16 protein-coding genes are annotated in these 21,720 nt (G+C 30.9%); 13 read left to right on the top strand and 3 right to left on the bottom strand.

Features of this window, described 5'->3' with window-relative positions; genetic code table 11:
- Positions 1–193: 193 nt before the first annotated feature.
- The 6 genes from ACE193_RS17060 (at position 194) to ACE193_RS17085 (ending at position 12,811) form a co-directional block, all read left to right on the top strand.
- Positions 194–4,126, top strand: coding sequence for a response regulator (locus tag ACE193_RS17060; RefSeq protein ID WP_375559431.1), 3,933 nt, complete (start codon positions 194–196; stop codon positions 4,124–4,126).
- Between the two features lie 351 nt (positions 4,127–4,477).
- A complete protein-coding gene (locus tag ACE193_RS17065) occupies positions 4,478–6,787 on the top strand; it encodes a 7TM diverse intracellular signaling domain-containing protein (RefSeq protein WP_375559432.1) in 2,310 nt (769 codons plus the stop codon).
- A gap of 247 nt (positions 6,788–7,034) precedes the next feature.
- Positions 7,035–7,334: a ribosome hibernation-promoting factor, HPF/YfiA family gene (hpf, locus tag ACE193_RS17070; protein ID WP_375559433.1), complete on the top strand. Its 300-nt coding sequence runs from the start codon at positions 7,035–7,037 to the stop codon at positions 7,332–7,334.
- Between the two features lie 295 nt (positions 7,335–7,629).
- Positions 7,630–8,661 (top strand): Omp28-related outer membrane protein, encoded by a 1,032-nt coding sequence (locus tag ACE193_RS17075; protein ID WP_375559434.1) that lies wholly within the window; start codon positions 7,630–7,632, stop codon positions 8,659–8,661.
- Positions 8,662–8,796: 135 nt separating this feature from the next.
- On the top strand, positions 8,797–9,669 hold the full coding sequence (locus ACE193_RS17080; protein ID WP_375559435.1) for a hypothetical protein: 873 nt from the start codon (positions 8,797–8,799) through the stop codon (positions 9,667–9,669).
- A 100-nt stretch (positions 9,670–9,769) separates the two neighbouring features.
- Positions 9,770–12,811 (top strand): SbcC/MukB-like Walker B domain-containing protein, encoded by a 3,042-nt coding sequence (locus ACE193_RS17085; RefSeq protein ID WP_375559436.1) that lies wholly within the window; start codon positions 9,770–9,772, stop codon positions 12,809–12,811.
- A gap of 239 nt (positions 12,812–13,050) precedes the next feature.
- On the opposite strand, the gene ACE193_RS17090 is transcribed toward ACE193_RS17085, so the two are convergent.
- Positions 13,051–13,437 carry a hypothetical protein gene (locus ACE193_RS17090; RefSeq protein ID WP_375559437.1) on the bottom strand — a complete coding sequence of 129 codons (387 nt, stop codon included), beginning with the start codon at positions 13,435–13,437 and terminating at the stop codon, positions 13,051–13,053.
- 260 nt (positions 13,438–13,697) lie between these two features.
- Positions 13,698–14,216 carry a 3'-5' exoribonuclease domain-containing protein gene (locus ACE193_RS17095; RefSeq protein ID WP_375559438.1) on the bottom strand — a complete coding sequence of 173 codons (519 nt, stop codon included), beginning with the start codon at positions 14,214–14,216 and terminating at the stop codon, positions 13,698–13,700.
- A gap of 150 nt (positions 14,217–14,366) precedes the next feature.
- Here ACE193_RS17095 and ACE193_RS17100 point away from each other — a divergent pair, with 150 nt between their 5' ends.
- From ACE193_RS17100 to ACE193_RS17125, 6 genes are all read left to right on the top strand, one after another.
- On the top strand, positions 14,367–15,389 hold the full coding sequence (locus ACE193_RS17100) for a methyltransferase domain-containing protein (RefSeq protein WP_375559439.1): 1,023 nt from the start codon (positions 14,367–14,369) through the stop codon (positions 15,387–15,389).
- 92 nt (positions 15,390–15,481) lie between these two features.
- The gene (locus ACE193_RS17105) at positions 15,482–16,486 is read left to right on the top strand and encodes a zinc-binding alcohol dehydrogenase family protein (protein WP_375559440.1); all 1,005 of its coding nucleotides are present in this window, start codon (positions 15,482–15,484) and stop codon (positions 16,484–16,486) included.
- A 144-nt stretch (positions 16,487–16,630) separates the two neighbouring features.
- Complete coding sequence (locus ACE193_RS17110) at positions 16,631–17,005, top strand: hypothetical protein (protein WP_375559441.1); 375 nt, start codon at positions 16,631–16,633, stop codon at positions 17,003–17,005.
- Positions 17,006–17,154: 149 nt separating this feature from the next.
- Positions 17,155–17,493: a type II toxin-antitoxin system RelE/ParE family toxin gene (locus ACE193_RS17115; RefSeq protein WP_375559442.1), complete on the top strand. Its 339-nt coding sequence runs from the start codon at positions 17,155–17,157 to the stop codon at positions 17,491–17,493.
- Between the two features lie 6 nt (positions 17,494–17,499).
- Positions 17,500–17,811 carry a helix-turn-helix domain-containing protein gene (locus tag ACE193_RS17120; RefSeq protein WP_375559443.1) on the top strand — a complete coding sequence of 104 codons (312 nt, stop codon included), beginning with the start codon at positions 17,500–17,502 and terminating at the stop codon, positions 17,809–17,811.
- 242 nt (positions 17,812–18,053) lie between these two features.
- Positions 18,054–19,259 carry a PQQ-dependent sugar dehydrogenase gene (locus tag ACE193_RS17125; protein ID WP_375559444.1) on the top strand — a complete coding sequence of 402 codons (1,206 nt, stop codon included), beginning with the start codon at positions 18,054–18,056 and terminating at the stop codon, positions 19,257–19,259.
- A 31-nt stretch (positions 19,260–19,290) separates the two neighbouring features.
- Here the strand turns inward: ACE193_RS17125 and ACE193_RS17130 are convergent, their stop codons facing one another.
- The gene (locus ACE193_RS17130; RefSeq protein ID WP_375559445.1) at positions 19,291–20,109 is read right to left on the bottom strand and encodes an IS5 family transposase; all 819 of its coding nucleotides are present in this window, start codon (positions 20,107–20,109) and stop codon (positions 19,291–19,293) included.
- Positions 20,110–20,373: 264 nt separating this feature from the next.
- Between ACE193_RS17130 and ACE193_RS17135 the strand changes: the two genes are divergently transcribed.
- On the top strand, positions 20,374–21,591 hold the full coding sequence (locus ACE193_RS17135; protein WP_375559446.1) for a choice-of-anchor L domain-containing protein: 1,218 nt from the start codon (positions 20,374–20,376) through the stop codon (positions 21,589–21,591).
- Positions 21,592–21,720 lie beyond the last annotated feature (129 nt).

The following is a 21,720-nucleotide window of genomic DNA, read 5'->3' on the forward strand; positions in this document are numbered from 1 at the left end:
TAATTTTTAATTCGTAATTCTTTTTTAGAGTTAGTATTCGTCGAAAAAAAGGTTTATTTTAGCTAAACAAGCAGGATTTTTGAATCAAATTCTGTTATTTAAAGATTATCTAAAAAATCAGACAGATAAAAATTCAAAATATAGTTCGTTTTCTCCTTGTCTTAAAAAGTCCAATTTAAAAGCCTTATACTTTATGAAATGGTTTAATAGTTTAAAATTATCTCTCAAAATAACACTTAGTTTTCTTATTATTACGGTTGTAGTAGGGATTATGTCTTTCTTTACGTTAACTTCTGTTGAAGATTTGCGTAAACGCTCTCAAGAAGTTTCCGAAGTTCACTTTGAAGGTCTTCGTTTGCTTACTCATATTGCAGAAGCCTATCCAATGATTTTAGTCAAGACTAGAGATGTGATTCTGTCCGATTCATTAGCTCAGAGAAAAACATATCGGGATGAAATAGAAGATGAAGAGGAGAAAATAAAAGATTGGACAAAGGCATTAGGAAATAAAATGACTTCTCAAAAAGAAAAAGAACTCTATGATAAGTTTACAGAATCACTCAAAGAATTCAAAATTCTTAGGCGTGCTACGTTAGTTTATGCTATTGATGATGAAGATTTACAGCGTTCAAGAGAAATGATTTATGGAAAACTAGAAATACAATCAAAAGATCTAAAAAGCACATTAGATAATTTAATCAAAACAAAAGAAGAAATTGCTGAACAAGTACAAAAAGACAATGACCAAGTGGTAGGGGAAGCTTATGTAACCTTACTTGGCTTTGGTTTTATTGTACTTGTAATTACTATTGCTATTCCATTTTGGATAAAAAGAGAAGTAAGTCGTCCTATCGAAATAATGGAAGAAAAAGCCGAACAAGTAGCTTTAGGAAATTTGGAAAATATAGAATTCAAACTTAGAGGACGAAATGACGAAATAGGAAAGTTAGGACAAAGCTTTAATGAAATTATAAGAAGTCTTGGGCTGATTGTAGAAAAAGCAAATGCTATTTCGCAAGGAAATTATGATGTCCAACTTAATGTACGAGGAGAAAAGGATGATTTGAGTATTGCACTCAATGAAATGACACATTCTTTGCGTAATCAACATTATCTGAAAGAAGGTGCAAATAAACTAAACGCATTACTTTCTGGACATTTTACCTCAAAAGAAGTGGGGCAGAAAAGTATTAGTTTCTTAGGTGAGTTTTTGCAAGTCGGTTGTGCAGTTCTTTATATTTATGATGAAGAAGATAGAAAACTAAAACTGTATAGTTCGTATGCCTTTACAGATAGAGACAGGTTATCTAGTGAGTATCATTTAGGAGAAGGCGTAGTCGGACAGGTAGCTTATGAGAAAAAGCCAATTATGCTAAAAAACATTCCTGATAATTCTCAAAATATAACAACAGGAACAGTAAGTCGTAGCCCTTCATCTACTTATACATTTCCACTTTTATATGAAAATGAACTTTGTGGTGTAATAGAATTAGCTAGTTTTGAGCCATTTACAGAGCTTAAAAAACAACTTATTGGCAGCTCGGCAGAGCTTGTTTCTTCACATTTGTATTCTGCTTTACAGAGTGAGCGTATCAAAAATCTTTTTGAGGTCGCACAAGCAGCCAAAAGAGAAGCACAACAAAAATCAAAAGAAATAGAAAAAGCAAATGTTCTTTTGAAAGAAGAACAGTTACATGTGCAGCAGCAATCTGAAGAACTGCAACAGCAAAATGAGGAAATGCAGCAACAAGCCGAAGAGCTACAACAAACTAATGAAGAGCTTCAACAGCAGCAAGACCAACTAGAAAGACAACGTACAGAATTACAGATTCGTAATGAACAGCTTACAGTCATTCAAACGGATTTAGAAGAAAAAGCTGATGAGCTAGGAAGAGCAAGTAAATATAAGTCAGAGTTTTTGGCAAATATGTCGCACGAACTCAGAACACCTCTCAATTCTATTATTTTGCTTTCTGATATGCTTCGTCGAAATTCATCTAAGAATTTATCTGAAAAAGAAGTGCAAAAATGTAGCATCGTTTATCAATCAGGTAATGATTTACTCAATCTTATCAATGATATTCTTGATATTTCGAAGATTGAGGCTGGAAAAATGAGTGTCAATATTTATCACTTCCATACAAGTGAATTACTTTCTCATCTCAAACCTTTGTTTGACGAACTGGCAAGACAGAAAAAACTAGATTTTGTTGTCGATGACCAACTAGGAATTGAACTGTTTAATGACAGAGACAAAATTAGTCAAGTATTGAAAAATTTCTTGTCTAATGCCTTTAAGTTTACCAAAAAAGGAAGTGTAACGATTCGTGTTTCGAAAAGTAATCATGAAAAATTACCTGTCAAGATTTCTGTTATTGATTCTGGTATCGGTATTCCTAGCAATAAACAAAAAGTTATTTTTGAAGCCTTCCAACAAGTAGATGGTTCGGTGTCAAGAGAATTTGGTGGGACAGGTCTAGGACTTTCTATTGCTCGTGAACTTACCAATATGCTCGGTGGAGAAGTTCATTTGAGTTCTGAACATGGAAAAGGAAGTGAGTTTTATATGCTTCTTCCGATCGAAAACCATATTGCAGAAGAAGATGCCAAGAAGCGTAAATTAGATGTTGTCTATGATAAAAAGAAAAGAGTAGAGCTTCGCTCAAATGCTGATGATGTGGCACAAGTAAAAGAGCAAGCTGCACTAAGAAAGTACAAACGAGTATCTCAACTTGCTGTAGAAGATGACAGAGAAAATGTCAATCAAGGTGATGATATTATTCTGATTGTAGAAGATAATGTAGATTATGCTAATAGTTTGGTTGAAATTAGTCGTGGGTTAGGTTTCAAAAGTGTGATTGCTGTTTCTGGAAAAGAATTTTGGCAAGATGTAGAATATTTCAATCCATTGGGTGTTCTTTTGGATTTGGGATTGCCAGATATTACAGGCGCAGAACTTTTAGAACAAATAAAGACAAAACCAAAATACCGTCATATTCCAATTACGATTGTTTCGGCTAGAGATAGAAATATCGAATTACTAGAAAAAGGTGCAGTGGGTTATCTTCAAAAACCTATTGAAGCAAAGGCTGTTCGTGATGAGGTATTGCGTTTGACAGGGATTTCTCACAAATCAACAAAACAAATGCTGGTTGTGGAAGATGATGAGTTTCAACAAAATTATTTGTTAGAATTGTTTGATAAAGAAGGCGTAGTTTGTAAAGGTGTTACTACCGAAACAGCAGCTATTCAAGAATTAGAAACAGGAAATTATGACATCGTAATTGCTGATTTGAAACTAGAAAAAGGAACAGGAATGGGACTTTGTAGATTTATAAAAGAACATAATCTCAATATCCCTGTAATTATTTATACTGGAAAAGACTTGACGACTTCTGAAAAAGAGGAAATGCGCTTGTATTCAGTTAGTGTAATCATAAAACATCCACAAGCCTATACACAACTTTTGGAGAAAGCAAAAATGTTTTTGCATCAAGTACACGAAAAAAATCCAACAAAAGGGTCGGTAAAAGAGGCTGCAAAAAAAGAAGAAATTGAAACTAATTCAGAAAGCAAAGAAGAAATTAAAAATTCCGAAGCTGAAATAGCAACAACTACTTTTGCAGACAGAGATAATAGTAACGACCACTTTAATAAAGATAAATCAGAAGATTTTGATTCCATTGTTAATAAAAGTTTAGAGTCTTATCTAGCTGATGAAGCTGATGAAGCAAATAGCGATGATTTGAGAGGGAAAAGAATTTTGATTGTTGATGATGATATTCGGAATGTTTTTGTAATGACTTCTGCTTTAGAAAATCATGATGCTGATATTATAGAGGCATTTAATGGGAAAGAAGCATTAGAAGCACTAGAAGAAGAACCTGTGGATTTGGTACTAATGGATATTATGATGCCAATTATGAATGGTTTTGAAACTATCGAAAATATCAGAAAGCAAGACAAATGGAAAGATTTGCCTATCATTGCCGTAACAGCAAAAGCTCTTGATGAAGACCGAAAAAAATGTCTTGAAGTAGGAGCAAATGATTATATGACAAAACCAGTAGATTATACTATTTTGATGAAACTTATCAAAAAGCATCTAAGTAAACAGAAAGCATAGTTACTTGATATTTTACCCTATTATTTTTTGAAATGCAGAGATTAAATATAATTTCTGCATTTTTTGTTTAAGTTTACTGGATAAATGGATAAAAAATTGATTGAAATATATAGATTTGCAGAGTCTAAATATAAAGTTTGGATAAAATTAATCCTTATTCTATCAATACTTTATTAAATTCTCTATATTGACATTTAGATACATAGATATTTTATATTACTCAAAAATAAATATTTGTTATTATTACAACATAAAAATACCCTTTCTTTATTATTTATGTCTAGATTTATTCTGTTGTTTTATTTTTATTTACTTGTTACATTGTCTTTTGGGCAAAATAATGTGATAACGATGAATCATTCGACAGATTTACTTAAAATAGGAAAACAAGTCTATTTTTTGGAAGATGAAACAAATAACTTATCATTTGAGCAGATTCAAGAATTAGAAAAGGAAGGCAAATTCGAACTTTATAATAAAGATATTTTTTCTAAAAAAGCATCTGGAAATGTGTTTTGGTTTAAGTTTCTAACACAAAATAAATCAAATGTAGATAGTTGGCTTAATATAAATACTACCTATTTATGGGAAATTGATTTTTATATTCCTGACCCATTAGGAAACTATCCCTCTCCTTTCAAAACAGGTGTATTACGCACAGAGCAAACTGAAATATATCCCTCTAATACATTTTGGTTGCCCCTTCAAAAATCAGATAACCGACAAACTCAAACATTTTATATAAAAATAAAAACAGGACGTTCTCTTGAACTACCTCTATTAATAGGAAGTTTGCAGACCCTAGAAAAAGAAAAAGACAAAGAAGATTTTATGGCAGCAGGTTTTGTGGGAGCACTGCTAGTGATGTTTTTATACAATAGCTTTTTGTTTTTTGCTACTCGAAAAAAACTCTATTTATTATATGTTTGCTATCTTTTCGGAATTACTTTTTCGGTTACTTTTGCTAATAATTATACTTTTTGGGTTGATATTTTTGGGAAAGAAGATTTTTATATTTGGATTCATACACATATTGCTGTTTGGGTTACACCTATACAGATCATAGTGGGTGTAATATCTATTTTTTATCTTGATTTAAAAAATAATAATAAAAAGGCTTATTATTTTTTGATTATACTTCTTTTTATAATTTTTCTTATAGGCTTGTCTAATTTATTTGTTCCACTACAAAAAATTCAATTTCTTCATCAATCTTTTCTTGCACTAAATGCTATTACAAACCTAATTATTTCATACTGGGTTACTTTTAAAGGTAAAAAGAATGGTCTTTTTTATTCTCTAGGTTGGTCATGTTTTTTAGCATCAGTATTAATTTATTTGGCTACTATCAATGGAATCATTCCTTATTTTATTTATACTCGTAATGCTGTGTATTTTGGTGTAATACTAGAAATTTGGCTTTTTTCACTTGCCTTGAGCGACCATATTCGTGCTTTACGAAAAGAAAACAAACGAGTGGTTCAGAATTTACTTCTAAAGGCTGAAAAAGAAATTGAAATGAGAAATCAAATTATTGATAATCAAAAGCAGTTGGAAGAAGCAAATACCAATACATTAAAGTTAGAAATAGCCAATCAAGAACGAATGATTTTGAGAGCAATTATTGATAATCTGCCTATTTTTGTGGCAATGATAGATACAGATGGAAACTATATTATTGCTAATAAAATGTATGAAGATAATTTCTTTTTGCCTACTTCAAGTATAGAAGGAACACACCACAGTAAAGTATTACCCAACAATATAGCAGCTATTCATGCCCCCTATTTTGAGAAAGTAATACAAGGAAATATAGTAGAATTTGCCGACCCACTTCGTTTGCCTAACGGACAAATATTGCATTCCTACGGAAAATATTTTCCTGTTTTTGACGAAAATAAAAAGCTAAAATATGCGACTGTTTTTGTAACAGATGTAAGTGATTTGAAGAATAAAGAACTGGAACTTCAACGTCTTAATGATACAAAAGATAAACTGTTTTCTATTATTTCACATGATTTGCGTAGTCCATTTGCTCAACTGAAAGGAATTTTGGATTTGTTCGAAAAAGGAGGAATATCAGAAGCAGAACTCAAGTATTTTCTTCCCGAAATTATCAAAAATGTAAATTATACATCTGATTTACTTAATAATTTAGTCTATTGGGCAAAAAGTCAAATGAGTGGTTTGCATGCCGACCCAGAAGAATTTAATATTTATAAATTAGTAGCCAACAAAGAAAATTTGTTTGATAAAGAAATAAAAGGTAAAGATTTGTCTTTTACCAATCAAGTAGTACAAGAAACAATCGTTTATGCTGATAAAAATATGATAGATTTGGTCATCCGAAACTTGGTAGCTAATGCTATAAAATTTTGTAGAAAAACAGATACTATCTTGGTAAAATCTGAAGAAACAGCAAATGATTTTTTGATTGTAAGAGTAGTAGATACAGGAATTGGAATTTCTGTACAAAACAAGAAGAAGATATTTAATGAAGAAAACTTTACTACACTAGGAACGCATAAAGAAAAAGGAACAGGAATCGGACTCAAACTCTGTAAAGAGTTTATTGAAGGAAATGGAGGCAAAATATGGATTGATAGTGAAGAAGGAAAAGGTACAATATTCTCATTTTCATTGCCTACCAAAGCAAAATAAAAAGGAGGAAAAAACAAAAACAAAAATTATTAAACTTTCTGCTCTAATGCTTGTTTTTATTCTTTGATTTATGTAGATTGAAATTAGAATGTAACACGAATTTAATATCAAATTCAATATTAAAAATGATATAGAATGAAAAATATAATTCTGTACAAACTAAGATATTTTTTTAAATCAATCTACAATAAAGAATTTATTACGAAAAGTATAATATTTTATTTTTTTAACCTTAACCTCGATTTTTATGAAGTTAGAAATGTATTATGTCGATAATGACAAAAGTGAGACACTAAGCGACTTTATCCAAACAAAAGTAAACAAACTAGAAACTTTCTACGACGGAATCATTAACGGAGAGGTATATATTCGTACCGAAAAAGGAGATCCAAAAAAAGAAAAAGTAGTAGAGATTCGTTTAAATGTACCTGGTACAAGTCTTTTTGCAAAAGAAGCAGGTGAAACGTTTGAGTTTGCTACAGACGAAACTGTAGAGGCATTGCGTCGTCAAATTAAAAAATTTAAAGAAAAAACGAGTTCATATTAAATTAGACTTATACTTTTTATTCATTCTATTTTAAACAAAAAAGACATTTCAGAATATTATTAATAGTATTTTGAAATGTCTTTTTGTATGTAGAATCTAATGCTTACAGAGAATTCTATTTTTTTGAATAAATGCAAAATTCTATTTCGTTTTTTAAATAAATAGCCGTATTTTTGTGAATAACCAGTATAAAATTATACTTTTTTAATTAAAGAATTAGTCAAATTAGTTATTCAATTAAGAAAATATAAAATCTTACTACTAAATCACAATACATCTTTAAAAAATTAATACTATGAAGTACATTTTCAACTTTTTACTTATTTTCCTATTTTGTTTCGCCTTAGCATCTTGTGGTGGTGGGGATGAGGCTGCACAACCTACACCAGACCCAGTAGATAATACTGGAGGAGGTACAGACGATGGAGGTACAGATGACGACACTGATGACGACAACACCGATGATGATGATAATACTGATGACGACGATGATGACACAAACACAGACCCAAATCCACAAGATGGAGCAATTAGTCCAATTCCTGCATCATTTACACATAAGGTAGTAATTGAAGAAGCAACAGGTACATGGTGTGGCTGGTGTCCAATGGGAACTGCAATGATGGATAAATATGTAGCAGAATATCCAAACCGTGTGTATGGTGTAGCTGTTCATGGAGGAAGCCCTACTGAACCAATGAAAAATGATGGGATATTAAGTGCTTTAGATAGAGTTTATAATCTAGCAGGTTTTCCTTCTGGCTTAGTGAATCGTTTGCCTTCTCCAAGCTCAGGAGATGTATTTATGCACCCAGAAGAATGGGCAGAATCAATAGACAAACTATTAGAAAAAACGACTACTTCTGTTGGAATGGCTTTAGAAACAAATATTAATGAAGCTGATGCAATCGCTACTGTTCAAGCTCATGTGGGTTTTGGTCAAGATGTAAGTACTTCTACTAACTACCGAATTCTTATTTATTTAATAGAAGATGGTATTGTATCGCCACAACAAAATTATTTATCTGGAGATTCACGTTTTAGTGGTGGAGTATATAATAAATATTATGAAGCTCCTGCTGTGATTGATGACTATGTACATAATCATGTAGCCAAACGTGCTTTTACAGTATTAGATGGAGAAGAAATCAGTGCTGAGAATGTAGGAGAGTTCAAAAAATTCAAAAAAGAATTTCAAATCAATCTTACTCGTAATGATAATTTAGCAGAATCGTATGTAGTAGCTGTTTTGATAAAAGACGGTAGCAGACCTTCTGTTTTGAATGCTCAAAAAGTAAAATTAGGAGAAACTCAAGATTGGGACTAATTTTTCAAATCTATTCCTAACAAATAGTATCTAAAATACGTACAAAATAGTCATTAGAATTATATCCTATAAATTCTAATGACTATTTTTTATAAATTTACATTCTTTCATATCCTCATTATTTTACAAATTACCATGAAAAAAATATCAATAAATCGTATTTTTTATTCTACTCTTAGTATTGCTGTTGCTTTCAGTTTTATTCTACTGACAGGTTGTTCTGATTCTAAAAATGAACGAGTAATTAGGTGGAAGTTTAAAAACTTTGATAAACTCACTTACAATTTTACTCAAAAAACAGAAGTTAGTCCGATGGGAGGAATTTTTTCAGGTTTTGGAATGACCAATACTGCAACTGGAAAACTAACTATTACACCTACCTCAGATGGAAAAGCCGATATTGTTGTCAAAGATTTGAATATAGGAGACTTGGGAGATTTGTTTATGCAAAATCTCAAAAAAGAAGGTGGACAATTTCCCGATATGTTTGTCAGAGGCTTAAAAAGTGATGGAACAATAGAGGGCGAAATTAGTGAAGGAATGCAATTATTTTATACAGGAATTTTGCCTATTCCTACACAGGATTTGAAAATTGGAGAATCTATAAAAATACCTGCTCAAATGCCTATGAATGCTTTTGGTTCTCAAATTATGGTAAAAGGTTATCAGACCCTTACGCTCAAATCCATTGAAGAAAATCTATATATCTTCGAGAATGATATTTTGATTAATGAATATGATATTCCAGAAGATGTACAGCAAAAACACCAACACGAAATAAAAGGAAAAGGAGAATATATTTTTGATATAGAAAAAGGATATTTTACCAAAACAGAAGTAGAAATGAAAATCAAGATGAAAATAAGTGATTTGCAGAAAGATGATGATAAAAAACAAAATGTTATTCCAGATTCAATCCAAGAAAAAATGCCTTTCAAAATGGACTTTGGAAACATGGAAATGAATTTTATTTCTACGGTCAGCCTTGATTTGGAAAAAGCTGAATAATTAAAAAAGAACTTCAATCTAGAAAAAGGCGAGCTTTTTTTCTACATAATTTCCTGTATTTACTTCTTGTTTCATACTTCTAACTTCATACTTTATTCTCATGTTTCCACTTTCATTATCTATCAACGGTCTTTATTCATACAAAAAAAAGCATACTATCAAATTTGATACACTCTCAGAAGCTGGCATTTTTGGTATTTTTGGAAAAGTAGGAAGTGGAAAATCTAGTATTTTGGAAGCAATTACCTTTGCTGTTTTTGGCAAAACTGATAAGTTAAATATTAGTGGTGATAATAGATATTACAACATGATGAATTTGGATTCTGATGTGGTAGAAATTAGTTTTGAGTTTTTGGCAGGAAAAGAAAAAGAACATTTTGTATGCGAATTTATAGCCAAACGAAATTCTAAAAAATTTGATACAGTTACTAATTATACCCGAAGAGCAGCCAAAAAAACAAATGGTAATGAGTGGCAAACTATCGAATTTGAAGAAGTAGAAACGGCAATCGGACTTTCTTATGATAATTTTAAAAGAACGGTTATTATTCCACAAGGTCAGTTTGCCGAATTTTTGCAGTTAAAACCTGCTGCTAGAATTGACATGATAAAAGATATTTTTTCGCTGCACGAATATGATTTGGCAGATAATACACGAAATCTACTCAAACAAACTAAAAACGATATTGAAAAGATAGAAGACAGAATTTTGCATCAATTTGAATATTTGACAGAAGATTTTATCGAAAATAAAAAAACAGAATTAGAGAGTTTAACTAAATTAATTTCAGAACAAGAAAAACAAATCAATCAAAAAACAGAACAAAAGAGCCAGTTAGAAATCATCAAAACGATTTTTGAAGAAAAAAATAAAAAATATATTCAACTTCAAAAACTACAATTACAAGAAGAAACAATAAAAGAAAGAGAAATTAATTTGAATCAATTTATTTTGATGAAAAATGAATTTGAGCAGGATTTGAAAGACCAAAAAAGAATAACTACCAACTTGAATTCTGTCCAAGAAAAGCAAAAAGAAACAGAACAGAATTGTCAAAAAATTCAAAAAAAATATGATAAAACAGTTGAGTTACAAAAAGAAATTTCTATCCAAAAAGAAGAAAACTTAAAAAAACTAGAGCAAATTGAACCAATTAATCAACTTATAAAACTTAAAGAGTCAGAGGAAGAATACAGCAAAAGAACTGCAAGAATAGAAAAAGGAACAAAAGTGATTTTAGAGAGTCAAGAAAAAAATCAACTCAAAAAATCTGAATTTGTCAAAGAAAAAAATAATCTTTCAGAACTTAAAAGCAAAATTACTGATACCGAAAATCTACAAAATGCGTTTATTTGGTTTGATAAAAGTGAAACACTAACAAAAAATCAATCTGAAATAAATACAGAAGCAGAAAACGTAAAAGCAGAAATCAGTAAAATTGAAGTAGAAAAAAAGGACTTTGAAAGTAGTAGACTGAAAGTCTCTGAAAAAGAATTGACTGGAAATATAGAAAAGACGAGTCAAGAAATTGAAAAATTGACGATGCAAAAAGGGCTTCATCAAGCTGTGCATAGTTTGGAAGACGGACAGCCATGTCCTGTTTGTGGTTCACAATCTCACCCAGATATTTTAGATGTAGAAAATATTGATAGCAATCTAAAATCGCTCAAAAAACAGAAAAAAGAAGACGAACAAAATCTCAAAACACTACAAAAAGAAGAAACAGAAGCAAATCGTCTTGTAGAAAAAATTACAGAAAAGAAGCAAAATTTAGATAAAATCCTTCAAAAGCAATTAAAAATAAAGACAGAATTTGAAGCTCATCAAAAAGCATTTTTAGAAGAATGGAAAAGTTTATCTAAAAATGAAATCTTGAAAATTCAGAAAGAACAAAAAAGCATTCAAAATCAAATCAAAAAATCTGATACTCAACTTTCTGAGCTAGAAAAAGAAGTAGAAAATCTCAATCAAGAAATAGAAAAATATAAACTAGGATTAGAAAAACTAAAACAAGAACACGCTTCACAGACAGGACAAATAAAAGAATTAGAGCGAAATTCTGAAAAAGTAAGTTCGTTTTATGAAAATTATTCTATTTCAGAATTAGAAAAAATGAGTGTAGAAATAAAGAAGAATGCCGAAAAATCAGATCAAGAGTTTTTAAAGAATCAAGAACAAGAAAAACAGTTTTTCCACCAAAAAAGTGAATTAGAAGGAACGCTAAAATCCATTCTTTCTCAAGTTGAGAATCTCAATGAAGAACTAGAAAGTAATCAAAAACAGATTTTACAAAAAATAGAAAAAGTAAATCAAGATTTACAAAAAGACTTTTCTCAAAATGATATTGGAAAAATTCTAAATCAAAAACTCAATACAGATAACGAGCGAAAAGAAATAACTACTTTTTTTACTAACCTAAAAACTACTTTAGAAGATTATCAAAAATTAGAACAACAAACGACAGGGAAAAATTATGAAAATGATTCTTATGAAAAATTAGTAAAAGAAATAAAAGAACTCACAACCAAACAAAAACAAGATAATTCACAGCAAACTATCATCAATCAAGAAATCAAAAAAGCAGAAAAAGATACTTTAGAAAAAGCAGAACAGGAGAAAGCATTATCCAAACTTTTGCAACGACAAGACAATTTACAAACGCTTACCAAACTTTTTAAAGGTGGAAGTGGTGGTTTTGTTGATTTTGCTTCGACAGAATATTTGAGGAATTTGTGCAGGCTGGCTAATGTTCGTTTTAGAGAACTTACACATCATTCTTTAGAGCTTATCTTGAATGAAAACAATGAGTTTGAAGTACGTGATTTTTTGAGTGAAGGAAAAACAAGGGCTATCAAAACGCTTTCGGGAGGACAACTTTTTCAGGCTTCTTTGTGTGTTGCGCTTGCACTTTCGGAGAGTATGCGAAAACAACAAGAATTCTTTTTTATCGATGAGGGTTTTGGTTCTTTGGATAATGATTCACTTCAAATTGTGCTTAATACACTTCAAAGTCTGCAAAAGGAAAACAAAGTAGTCGGAATCATTTCACATGTAGAAAGTTTGCAACAAGAAATCAGAACGCACCTTCATATTCAAAAAAATCAAACAGAAGGAAGTAGTATCAAACTGGTGGCTGGGTAATAACAAACATAACTTATTGGTAAATGATTTTTATGATGAATGAAGAAAAATGCAATGAGAAACCTCCTTTTATTGAAAAAAAGAATTTGTATTTATCTTTATTCTATCATAAAAATCATATAGTTCACTCGCTAATCAGTTACAGTATTTGTATTTTATGAAACAAAAAAGTCTAACCTCAAAAACAAGATTAGACTTCTAATAAAAAGACATTAAATAAATTAAATTTGTAATTTTTTCTAATTGACAGACAAATTGAGAATAGCAGAGTAAAAAAGAAGTTGGTGGATTTTCCAAGTATCCATTGTTCCTCCAAATCTTTTCTCCCAGTCTGCATCTTCGTATTTCATTAGTTCATTTTTTTCTTCTTCTGAAAGAGCTTTTACAGATACATCTTCATAAAATTTCATTTGAAATGGATTCCATGTTTCGGCTTCTGAGCCAAAAAACTCATTCCATTCTTTTATCGGTTTTGAGTTCCATTCTTGAATTTGCTCTTTAGAGAGTAATTCTATATTGGGTTTGTCTGGGTCAATAGTTTGGGCAGCCACAGGAGTAACAGAAGCGCAACCCAATAAACTTAGCAAAAGACCTGTAAAAAGCAGTATAAATAAATTTATTTTCAAAATAATAGTAGATTTAAGGATTAGAAATGATAGGATATTCTTTTTTATAAAATGATGGAAACAAACATAACATAATCAATATTTTGAATAATCGCTTCCTCTTAACTCAAATTTATTTGATATTGTATAATTACAAATAAAATAAGTTCCATTTTTTATAAAAATCTAACATATTTCAAGCCAAACGCATTGTTTATAAGCAAAATAGCTATTCCTTAAAATTGTATTGCTGTAATAAAATGAATAAGAATAGTGATTTTTTAAAGTTTAATTTTCAATCCAAACTCTTTTTTGATAGTTAATAAGGCTTCTGCATTTCCTGTTGCATCTTCAAGTGCATTGTGTGTGTGTTTGGTTTGGCGCAAATGCTTAAAATTCTTGAAAGTATCTTTAACAATGCCTTTGTAAAGACTTCCCAAGTTTTGTGAACTAAAACCAAACGGATTTTCTCCCAAAAAATGATGAAAATACCAACACACAAACATCCAATCAAAGCCATTATTATCACTAATAAAAATTGGTCGGTCTTTACAAACTTCCTTTATCCAATCTTTGAAATCTTGCATCACAATTTTGGGTTTCTCAAAATTCATTGTTTCTTCTCTGCTAAAACCCGAAACGGCTAATGCTTTTGGATTATAATTTTCTGAAATAGGTTGCAAACATCGATAAAATGTTTTGTCAAGAGCTTCATCAACTACGATTGCACCCAACGAAATCATAGAATAATCTGACGGAATTGCGCCATCAGCTTCAATATCTACCATAATATAAGTCATAATTTTTATTTTTTTAAGGTTGTAAGTTGTTGATTAATAGATTGTTGTTTTTAAAAAGTCAGTTCTTGAAAAAAATAGTGTAAAAAAACGTAACTCAAAAGGTAATATTCTACGTTATAATTTCAAAACTTTCAATTTAAAATGAAACTTATGAAAAACACACTTATTTCTCCTTTCGAATCACTTTCTTTTCAGCAAAACCAAACTGAAAATTCGTTTAGTTCCATCAGAAAAAAATCTAAAAAATTGATAGCAGAAAATTCATTTACCAAAAACTATCAAGACCTTATTTTATATTATCAAAAAGCTACCGAGGATTATAAATTTTGGAGTCAAAACTATCACATGCATTTTGGTTTTTATAAAAAGGGAATGAATCCTCTTGATTTAGAAAAAATGCTTCTTCAAATGACAAAAGAAGTTTTTGGACGTTTGGAAATTTATGAACATATCAAAAAATCAAATCAAGAAATAAAAGCCATTGATTTGGGATGTGGAGTAGGAACAAGTGCAAGGTATTTTGCTCAAATGTATCCTTTTGCTAAAATAACAGCTATTACATTAGTAAAAGAGCAAATTGAATTAGGAAAATTTTTATTAAAGCAGCAACTAGAAAATGGCGAAATCAGAAACCAAAATATAGAAGGCAATATAAAGTTTATTTGTACAAATTATGAAAATACCCCTTTTTTAGATGGTAGTTTTACTTCTGCTTATGCCATCGAAAGTAGTTGTTATGGAAATGGAAAAGATAAGTTCGCATTCTTAGAAGAAGCCAGCCGATTACTTAAAAGTGGAGGGAGGTTAGTAATTGCAGACGGTTTTTTAAAACACGGAAACCAACTTCCTTTTTTAGTAGAAAAAGCCTATCAAAAAACCTGTCAGTGTTGGGCATTACCAGAAATGGGACAAATAAATCCATTTGTAGAAGCAATGAAAAAAGTCGGTTTTATAGATATAAAAATAGAAGATATTTCTTGGAAAGTTGCGCCTTCGGTGGCTCATGTTCCTTATATTACCCTCAAATTTTTGCTCAAACAAATCAAATTAAAATCTCTCAAAAACCTAAATCAAGAACGAAAAAATAATATTTTTGCACCTCTCATGACGATGTTTTTAGGACTAGCAAGAAATCATTTTTCGTATTATATCATAAGTGCAACCAAAAAATAAATTTGATGAATTTTAAAACAAAATGACTTGTTTCAAAATTAACTATTTATCAAAAACTTAGTTATTAATTTTTACACAAACTCTATTTTTTTATGCTTGCCTTACGCCTTCTTGAAAAAGACTCTTCACACACAGACAGAATCCAATTACAAGACATCAAAACTCCTGAACCAAAGGAAAATGAAGTTCTTATTCAAATGCAAACGGCAGCTCTAAATAGGCGAGACCAATGGATAAGAGAAGGACTTTATCCTGGAATTCGTCCTTCTACATTAGGTTCTGATGGTTGTGGAATTGTAGTAAAGACAGGAGAAAACACAAAAAAATGGGAATCAAAAACAGTAATTGTCAATCCAAATAATAACTGGGGAGACGATGAAAGACATCAATCAGCAGATTATCATATTTTGGGAATGCCAACAGACGGAACATTTGCCGAATTTTTGTGTGTCAATCAAGATAGATTAGTCGAAAAACCAAAATCACTTTCTTTAGAAGAAGCTGCTGCTTTGCCACTTGCAGGACTAACAGCATTTCGTTCTGCTTTTTATCATGGAGGAATCCAAAAAGGAAGTAAAGTCTTGATTTCGGGTGCTGGTGGTGGAGTAGCTCAATTTGCTTTTCAGTTTGCAGTTGCAGCAGGAGCAAAAGTTTTTGTAACTTCTGGAGATGACGAAAAATTAGAAACTTTAGAAGAAATGGGTGCAGCAGGAATAGTAAATTACAAAGACCCAGATTGGAACAAACAATTAAAAGACAAAGCAGGAAGTTTTGATTGTGCCATTGATAGCGCAGGAGGAGAAACGTTTGCCGAAATAATCAAACTTTTAGGACGTTCTGGAAGGATTGTTTTTTATGGAGCGACTTTAGGTTTGCCTCAAAAAATTGATTTGTATAGAATGTTTTTTAATCAAATCCGAATTCAAGGCTCAACTATGGGAAGTGATAAAGAATTTGTAGAAATGGTAAACTTCGTAGAAAAACACAAGATAAAACCGATTATTGGTTCTGTAACTCCGTTTTCTGATATAATTTCGGCTTTTGATACAATGAAAGACGGAGAAGGATTTGGGAAATTAGTGGTTTCGATGAAGTAATTGGAGATTTAGGAAATAGGAAATGTTATTGTATCTTTTTATAAATCATTTCGTTTTGATTATAGCTTATATTTCAACTTGGTTTGTTCAGAAAGTCTGACCAAGTTGAAATAATAATTCTCATTTTTACCCTAAAAAATCAAAATGAAATCAATTCATATCACTTTTATCAATGTTTTGATAGTAGTCATCTTTCATAGTATTGTTTATCATTTCCTAAATACTTGGGCAATAAAAGTTGGAGCTTGTGGAATGGGACTTGCTATGATTGCAGGTTGGTTTCTGCTTTTTTTGAATATTTCATGGTCATCTGTTACTCTTGTTTATGTTCTCTCAATATCCTCTAAAAAAGCAAATTATAAAAACACTTGGTTATTTGTTGTTTTGGGAGTAATAGGAAATCTAATTATGGCTCTGCTTCTTGAATATTATCTTTGGGCGTTGCTTATTATTCCTTATTTGATATTTTTAGGAGAGAGTTTTTATTTGAAATTTACTTCTAATACCACCCATTCATAATTATCTTACCAAGAATCTATAACTATATTCAAGTATCACACTTTTATCTTTTCATTCCCATCAAAAAAAGGAGTGAGGAATTTTTTGTCTAGTTGATGATTATTTTCTTAAATTAGATTTTGATAAAGTACAAACTAAAAATATGATTAATGAACGAAAAATTTAAGGTAGAATTATTAGAAGAGGTTGTAGAATTTTTGAATGAACTAGATGAAAAGGCAAGAGATAAAATCATTTATAACCTTAGAAAAGCACAATTAGTAAATGATAGTGAGCTTTTTAAAAAGTTAAATGATACCGTTTGGGAATTCAGAACACTTCACAATAAAACTAAATACAGACTTTTTGCGTTTTGGAATAAGACAGATAAAGCAAATACAGTCGTTATTTCTACTCACGCCATTATCAAAAAAACAGCAAAAACACCAACCAAAGAAATAGCGAAGACAGAAAAAATTATGAAAGATTATTTTGAAGCTAAAAAATAAAAAACTATGAAAACCTATACATTAGAAGAAGTAACAGACATATACATCGGAAAAAAAGGAACTCCAAAAAGAGAACAGTTTGAAACAGAGTTGCGACTTGATACAATTGCATACGCCATAAAACAAGCTAGAGAAGAAAGTAATCTAACACAAGAACAATTAGGAGAATTGATAGGCGTTCAAAAATCTCAAATTTCTATACTTGAAAGTGATTTGAAAGGTGTTAGTTTTGAGCTTGTACTTAAAGTTTTTAAGGCTCTAAATTCTAAAATTAGCTTTAAAATTGAACTCACGAATGGAAATCTTAATTTGGTATAATTGCAGTTTTACTTTTAATCAAAAATTCCTCATTCCAATCAAAAAAAGGAATGAGGAGTTTTTTTATCTTGAAAAATAAAAATATATTTGATACTCAAAGTAAATAAATACAAATCTATTATTTTCTAAACCAATCATATAATTGTAAAGTTACTGTTTCATTATTCTATAATCATTTTTTGTAACAGCCTTTGTTGGTGTTTTAGCGTAGCGACACCAACAAAAACACGATTTTTTAAACTATGAAACAGAACAAAATTAGACCATCAAAATCAGTAGTGGCATATCTACTAATCCTTGTCATTTTACCATTTTTTGTTTTTACTTCTTGCAACGATAAAGGAAGACAAGCAAGAGCAAAAGACACAAATACAATCGGAAACGCACAAAAACCCGATGACACTACTACAAGCCGTTTGCCATTAGATAAAATAAAACTACCCAAAGGATTCAAGATAGAACTCTATGCAGACATTCCGAATGCTCGTTCGTTGGCACTTTCTCCTGACGGAACTCTTTTTGTGGGAAACAGAAGTGAAGATAAAGTCTATGCCATTACAGATAAAAATAAGGATGGAAAAGCTGATAAAGTTTTTGTGATTGCTGAAAATATGAATACGCCAAATGGTGTAGCTTTCAAAAACGGCGATTTGTATGTTGCAGAAATAGACAAAATTTGGAAGTTTGAAAACATAGAGCAAAACTTAGAAAGTCCTCCCAAACCTATTTTGATTACTGATAAATTCCCAACAGACAAGCATCATGGTTGGAAATTTATTGCTTTTTCTCCAGAAGGAAAACTCTATGTTCCTGTGGGTGCGCCTTGTAATATTTGTGAGAGTGAAAAGTCGATTTATGCCTCCATTACAAGAATAAATCCTAATGGTTCGGATTTTGAAATTTTTGCAGAAGGAATACGTAATACTGTTGGTTTTGATTGGCATCCACAGACAGGCGAACTTTGGTTTACTGACAACGGAAGAGATAGAATGAATGACACCACGCCAGCCGACGAACTCAATTTTGCTCCCAAAAAAGGACTTCATTTTGGCTATCCCTATTGTCATGCAGGCGATGTGAAAGACCCAAAATTTGGAGATAAAAGAAGTTGTGATGAGTTTGTGCCACCAGTTCAGAAATTAGTGGCTCATACGGCAGCTTTAGGAATGCGTTTTTATACAGGAAATCAGTTTCCACAAGAATATAAAAATCAGATTTTTATTGCCGAACATGGTTCTTGGAATCGCTCTAATAAAGTAGGTTACCGTGTTACTTTAGTAAAACTAGAAGGGAATAAAGCTATTAGTTATGAACCTTTCGCAACAGGGTGGTTAGAAGGAGAAGAAAATTGGGGAAGACCTGTCGATGTCATTGTCAATCATGAAGGTGTGCTATTGGTTTCTGATGATTATGCAGGAGCAGTTTATAAAATTAGCTATCAGAAGTAATTTTGCTCAAAAAACCACAATAAGAGCGTGTTTAAAAATTTTCTCTATCTAATCTAGCTAAAATTATAGTAATAAATACACTTTGTATAAAAGCTACAGAAGATTGTATTGTTTTTTCGTAATCTTTGGCTAATCTACGGAAAAAATTGAACCATCCAAACGACCTTTCCACTTGCCACCTTCCCTTTTGAGGAACAAATCCTTTCTCATTAGGTGGACGTTGTGTAATTTCAACCTTCCATTTGTACCATGCTGCACATTCTTTGAAATATCCTTTGTAAGCACTATCTGCGAAAATAATTTCTAGCTCTGAAGCTACTTCTTCTAATTGAGAAAATAGTTCAATACCTTCATTTCCATCATAAGTATTTGCTGCTGATACGTGAATAGCAAGAGGTAATCCTAAGCTATCTACTGCAATATGACGCTTACGCCCATTAATTTTTTTAAAACCGTCTATGCCTACTTCTTCATTTATAAAAGCAGCTATTTTAACACTTTGACTGTCTACTGCACAAGTGGTAGGAGAAACATTACGCTCTTGCCTAACTCGTTCTAAACCAACAAGATGATTTAAAATAAATGTTAGAACTCCCTTTTTTTGCCATTTACGAAAGTAATAATAGACTAGTTCCCAAGGTGGAAAACAAGAGTCTAAATTACGCCATTGAGTTCCTGTACGAGTTATTTTTAAGATTCCATCAAGAACATTTCGCAAAGAATGCTTACGTTTTCTTGGTTTATCTAAAAGATTTTTTATAATTTCCCATTGAGAATTTGTCAAGGGTTTAAAACTGCGCTGTAGGAAGCGACGTTGTTGCCTAGAAGTTGTTGTTTTTTGTTCTTTCATTTAACAAAAGTACTACTTCTTCTACAAATTCTCATTTTATTTAACTTTGTAAAGTGATATTAGTGAAATTGCAAATTTTGGCAAAATAAAATTTAAACACGCTCTAAATCTACTTTTTCTTTTTAAAAAAACGTAATTTAATGAATAATTACGAACTGCTAAAGTAGCGAGTTTAATTAAAAATAGTGAATATCAGTAAATTACAAATTTGAAAATGGTAATTTATTTAATTCTGTTTTCTCAAACAACTTCATTCAAATCTTTATGACACAAAAAGTATATTTATTGGTTTTGTTTATTTTTCTAAGTGCAAGACCTTTGTATGCACAAATTCCAATGAGTTGGGATTTAAAACTTGATACCATTGAAGTAGAGAAGTATAATATCAAATGGGAGAAAAATAAGATATATCTACGGACTAATTATGGAGGGTATAAGATAGTGAATGCAGCCTCTACAAATCAGATAAAAAATAATATTATATCTAAAGTGGAGATGATATATACTGATTTTCCAAAAGGGAAAGACCTAACTTTACTTACAAAAAAACGCCTTGCACATCTGTATTTGTTGATGCCAGAATTATTTGATAAACCTTGGATTGAATGGGTTTTTGTAAAACAAACTGGAATAAATAATATTTCTGCTGCCCACTCTCATTTTCATGGATTTGTGATACATTTAAAAAGTGGAAGTCCTCCAAATGCTATTGTTCAGTTACCTAAAGAAGTTATCAAGAAGTTAGAAAAAATAAAAGTAAAAGTAGAAGCAGGTAATAAAAACACACTAGATACACGTATAAAGAATATTTTAGAAGGAAAGAATGTCAAAATTTCTAATTTAAAGATGAACAACAAAGCCAGTATGGTGTATAATCACATGGACTTTGAAGAAAAGAAAAATACCATAGAAATAATAGAAGGAGTAGTCATGACTACTGGACATGCTGAAAATGCCATAGGACCAAACAACTCGCCTTCTATTACCCACGTATGGAGCAACGACACTACAGCAGATAAAGATTTAATGAAGAGTGCAGGCAAAGATGCTCTTTTATTTGACCCTTGTATTATGGAATTTGATATTGAAATTAATGCTGATACACTAATAGTAGAGTATGTTTTTGCCTCAGAGGAATATCCTGAGTTTTTAGATTATCACGATATATTTGGTATTTATATTAGTCAAGAAGGCAGCAAAAATGCAAAAAATATAGCGTTCGTACCCAATAGCACTTTACCTGTTTCGGTAGGAAATATCAATCATATTACCAACAATGACTACTACATTGCCAACTCGTGGGACAAAGATTTGTACTTATTCAAAGCATGGCAATATGATGGCTTTTCAACTCTCTTGGAAGCCAAAATTCTGTTGGAGAGAGGTAAAAAATATCATATAAAAATTGCCATTGCAGATTTTGGAGACCCCTTTTTTGATAGTGCTGTATTTTTAAAGGCAAAAGGAGTCAAAGCACGGTAAATAGTGTTTTTTTAAAAGGTTGTCGGAAAATAGAAACTAACTTTTTCGCCTTAAAAAATCACAATAAATCTAGTTTTTCTTTAAAAAATGTAACCTAATTCAAGACATAACAACGTATTGAGGTAATTA

The organism is Bernardetia aquimarina (assembly GCF_042180575.1).
Lineage (GTDB): Bacteria > Bacteroidota > Bacteroidia > Cytophagales > Bernardetiaceae > Bernardetia.

Excerpts from the sequence above, each read along its gene's own strand:
- ACE193_RS17080 (WP_375559435.1), top strand. The coding sequence starts at position 8,797 with ATGAAAAAAATATCAATAAATCGTATTTTTTATTCTACTCTTAGTATT.
- ACE193_RS17065 (WP_375559432.1), top strand. The coding sequence starts at position 4,478 with ATGAATCATTCGACAGATTTACTTAAAATAGGAAAACAAGTCTATTTT.
- ACE193_RS17095 (WP_375559438.1), bottom strand. The coding sequence starts at position 14,216 with ATGACTTATATTATGGTAGATATTGAAGCTGATGGCGCAATTCCGTCA.
- ACE193_RS17075 (WP_375559434.1), top strand. The coding sequence starts at position 7,630 with ATGAAGTACATTTTCAACTTTTTACTTATTTTCCTATTTTGTTTCGCC.
- ACE193_RS17130 (WP_375559445.1), bottom strand. The coding sequence starts at position 20,109 with ATGAAAGAACAAAAAACAACAACTTCTAGGCAACAACGTCGCTTCCTA.
- ACE193_RS17085 (WP_375559436.1), top strand. The coding sequence starts at position 9,770 with ATGTTTCCACTTTCATTATCTATCAACGGTCTTTATTCATACAAAAAA.
- ACE193_RS17100 (WP_375559439.1), top strand. The coding sequence starts at position 14,367 with ATGAAAAACACACTTATTTCTCCTTTCGAATCACTTTCTTTTCAGCAA.
- ACE193_RS17120 (WP_375559443.1), top strand. The coding sequence starts at position 17,500 with ATGAAAACCTATACATTAGAAGAAGTAACAGACATATACATCGGAAAA.
- hpf (WP_375559433.1), top strand. The coding sequence starts at position 7,035 with ATGAAGTTAGAAATGTATTATGTCGATAATGACAAAAGTGAGACACTA.
- ACE193_RS17060 (WP_375559431.1), top strand. The coding sequence starts at position 194 with ATGAAATGGTTTAATAGTTTAAAATTATCTCTCAAAATAACACTTAGT.
- ACE193_RS17125 (WP_375559444.1), top strand. The coding sequence starts at position 18,054 with ATGAAACAGAACAAAATTAGACCATCAAAATCAGTAGTGGCATATCTA.
- ACE193_RS17115 (WP_375559442.1), top strand. The coding sequence starts at position 17,155 with ATGAACGAAAAATTTAAGGTAGAATTATTAGAAGAGGTTGTAGAATTT.
- ACE193_RS17110 (WP_375559441.1), top strand. The coding sequence starts at position 16,631 with ATGAAATCAATTCATATCACTTTTATCAATGTTTTGATAGTAGTCATC.
- ACE193_RS17105 (WP_375559440.1), top strand. The coding sequence starts at position 15,482 with ATGCTTGCCTTACGCCTTCTTGAAAAAGACTCTTCACACACAGACAGA.
- ACE193_RS17135 (WP_375559446.1), top strand. The coding sequence starts at position 20,374 with ATGACACAAAAAGTATATTTATTGGTTTTGTTTATTTTTCTAAGTGCA.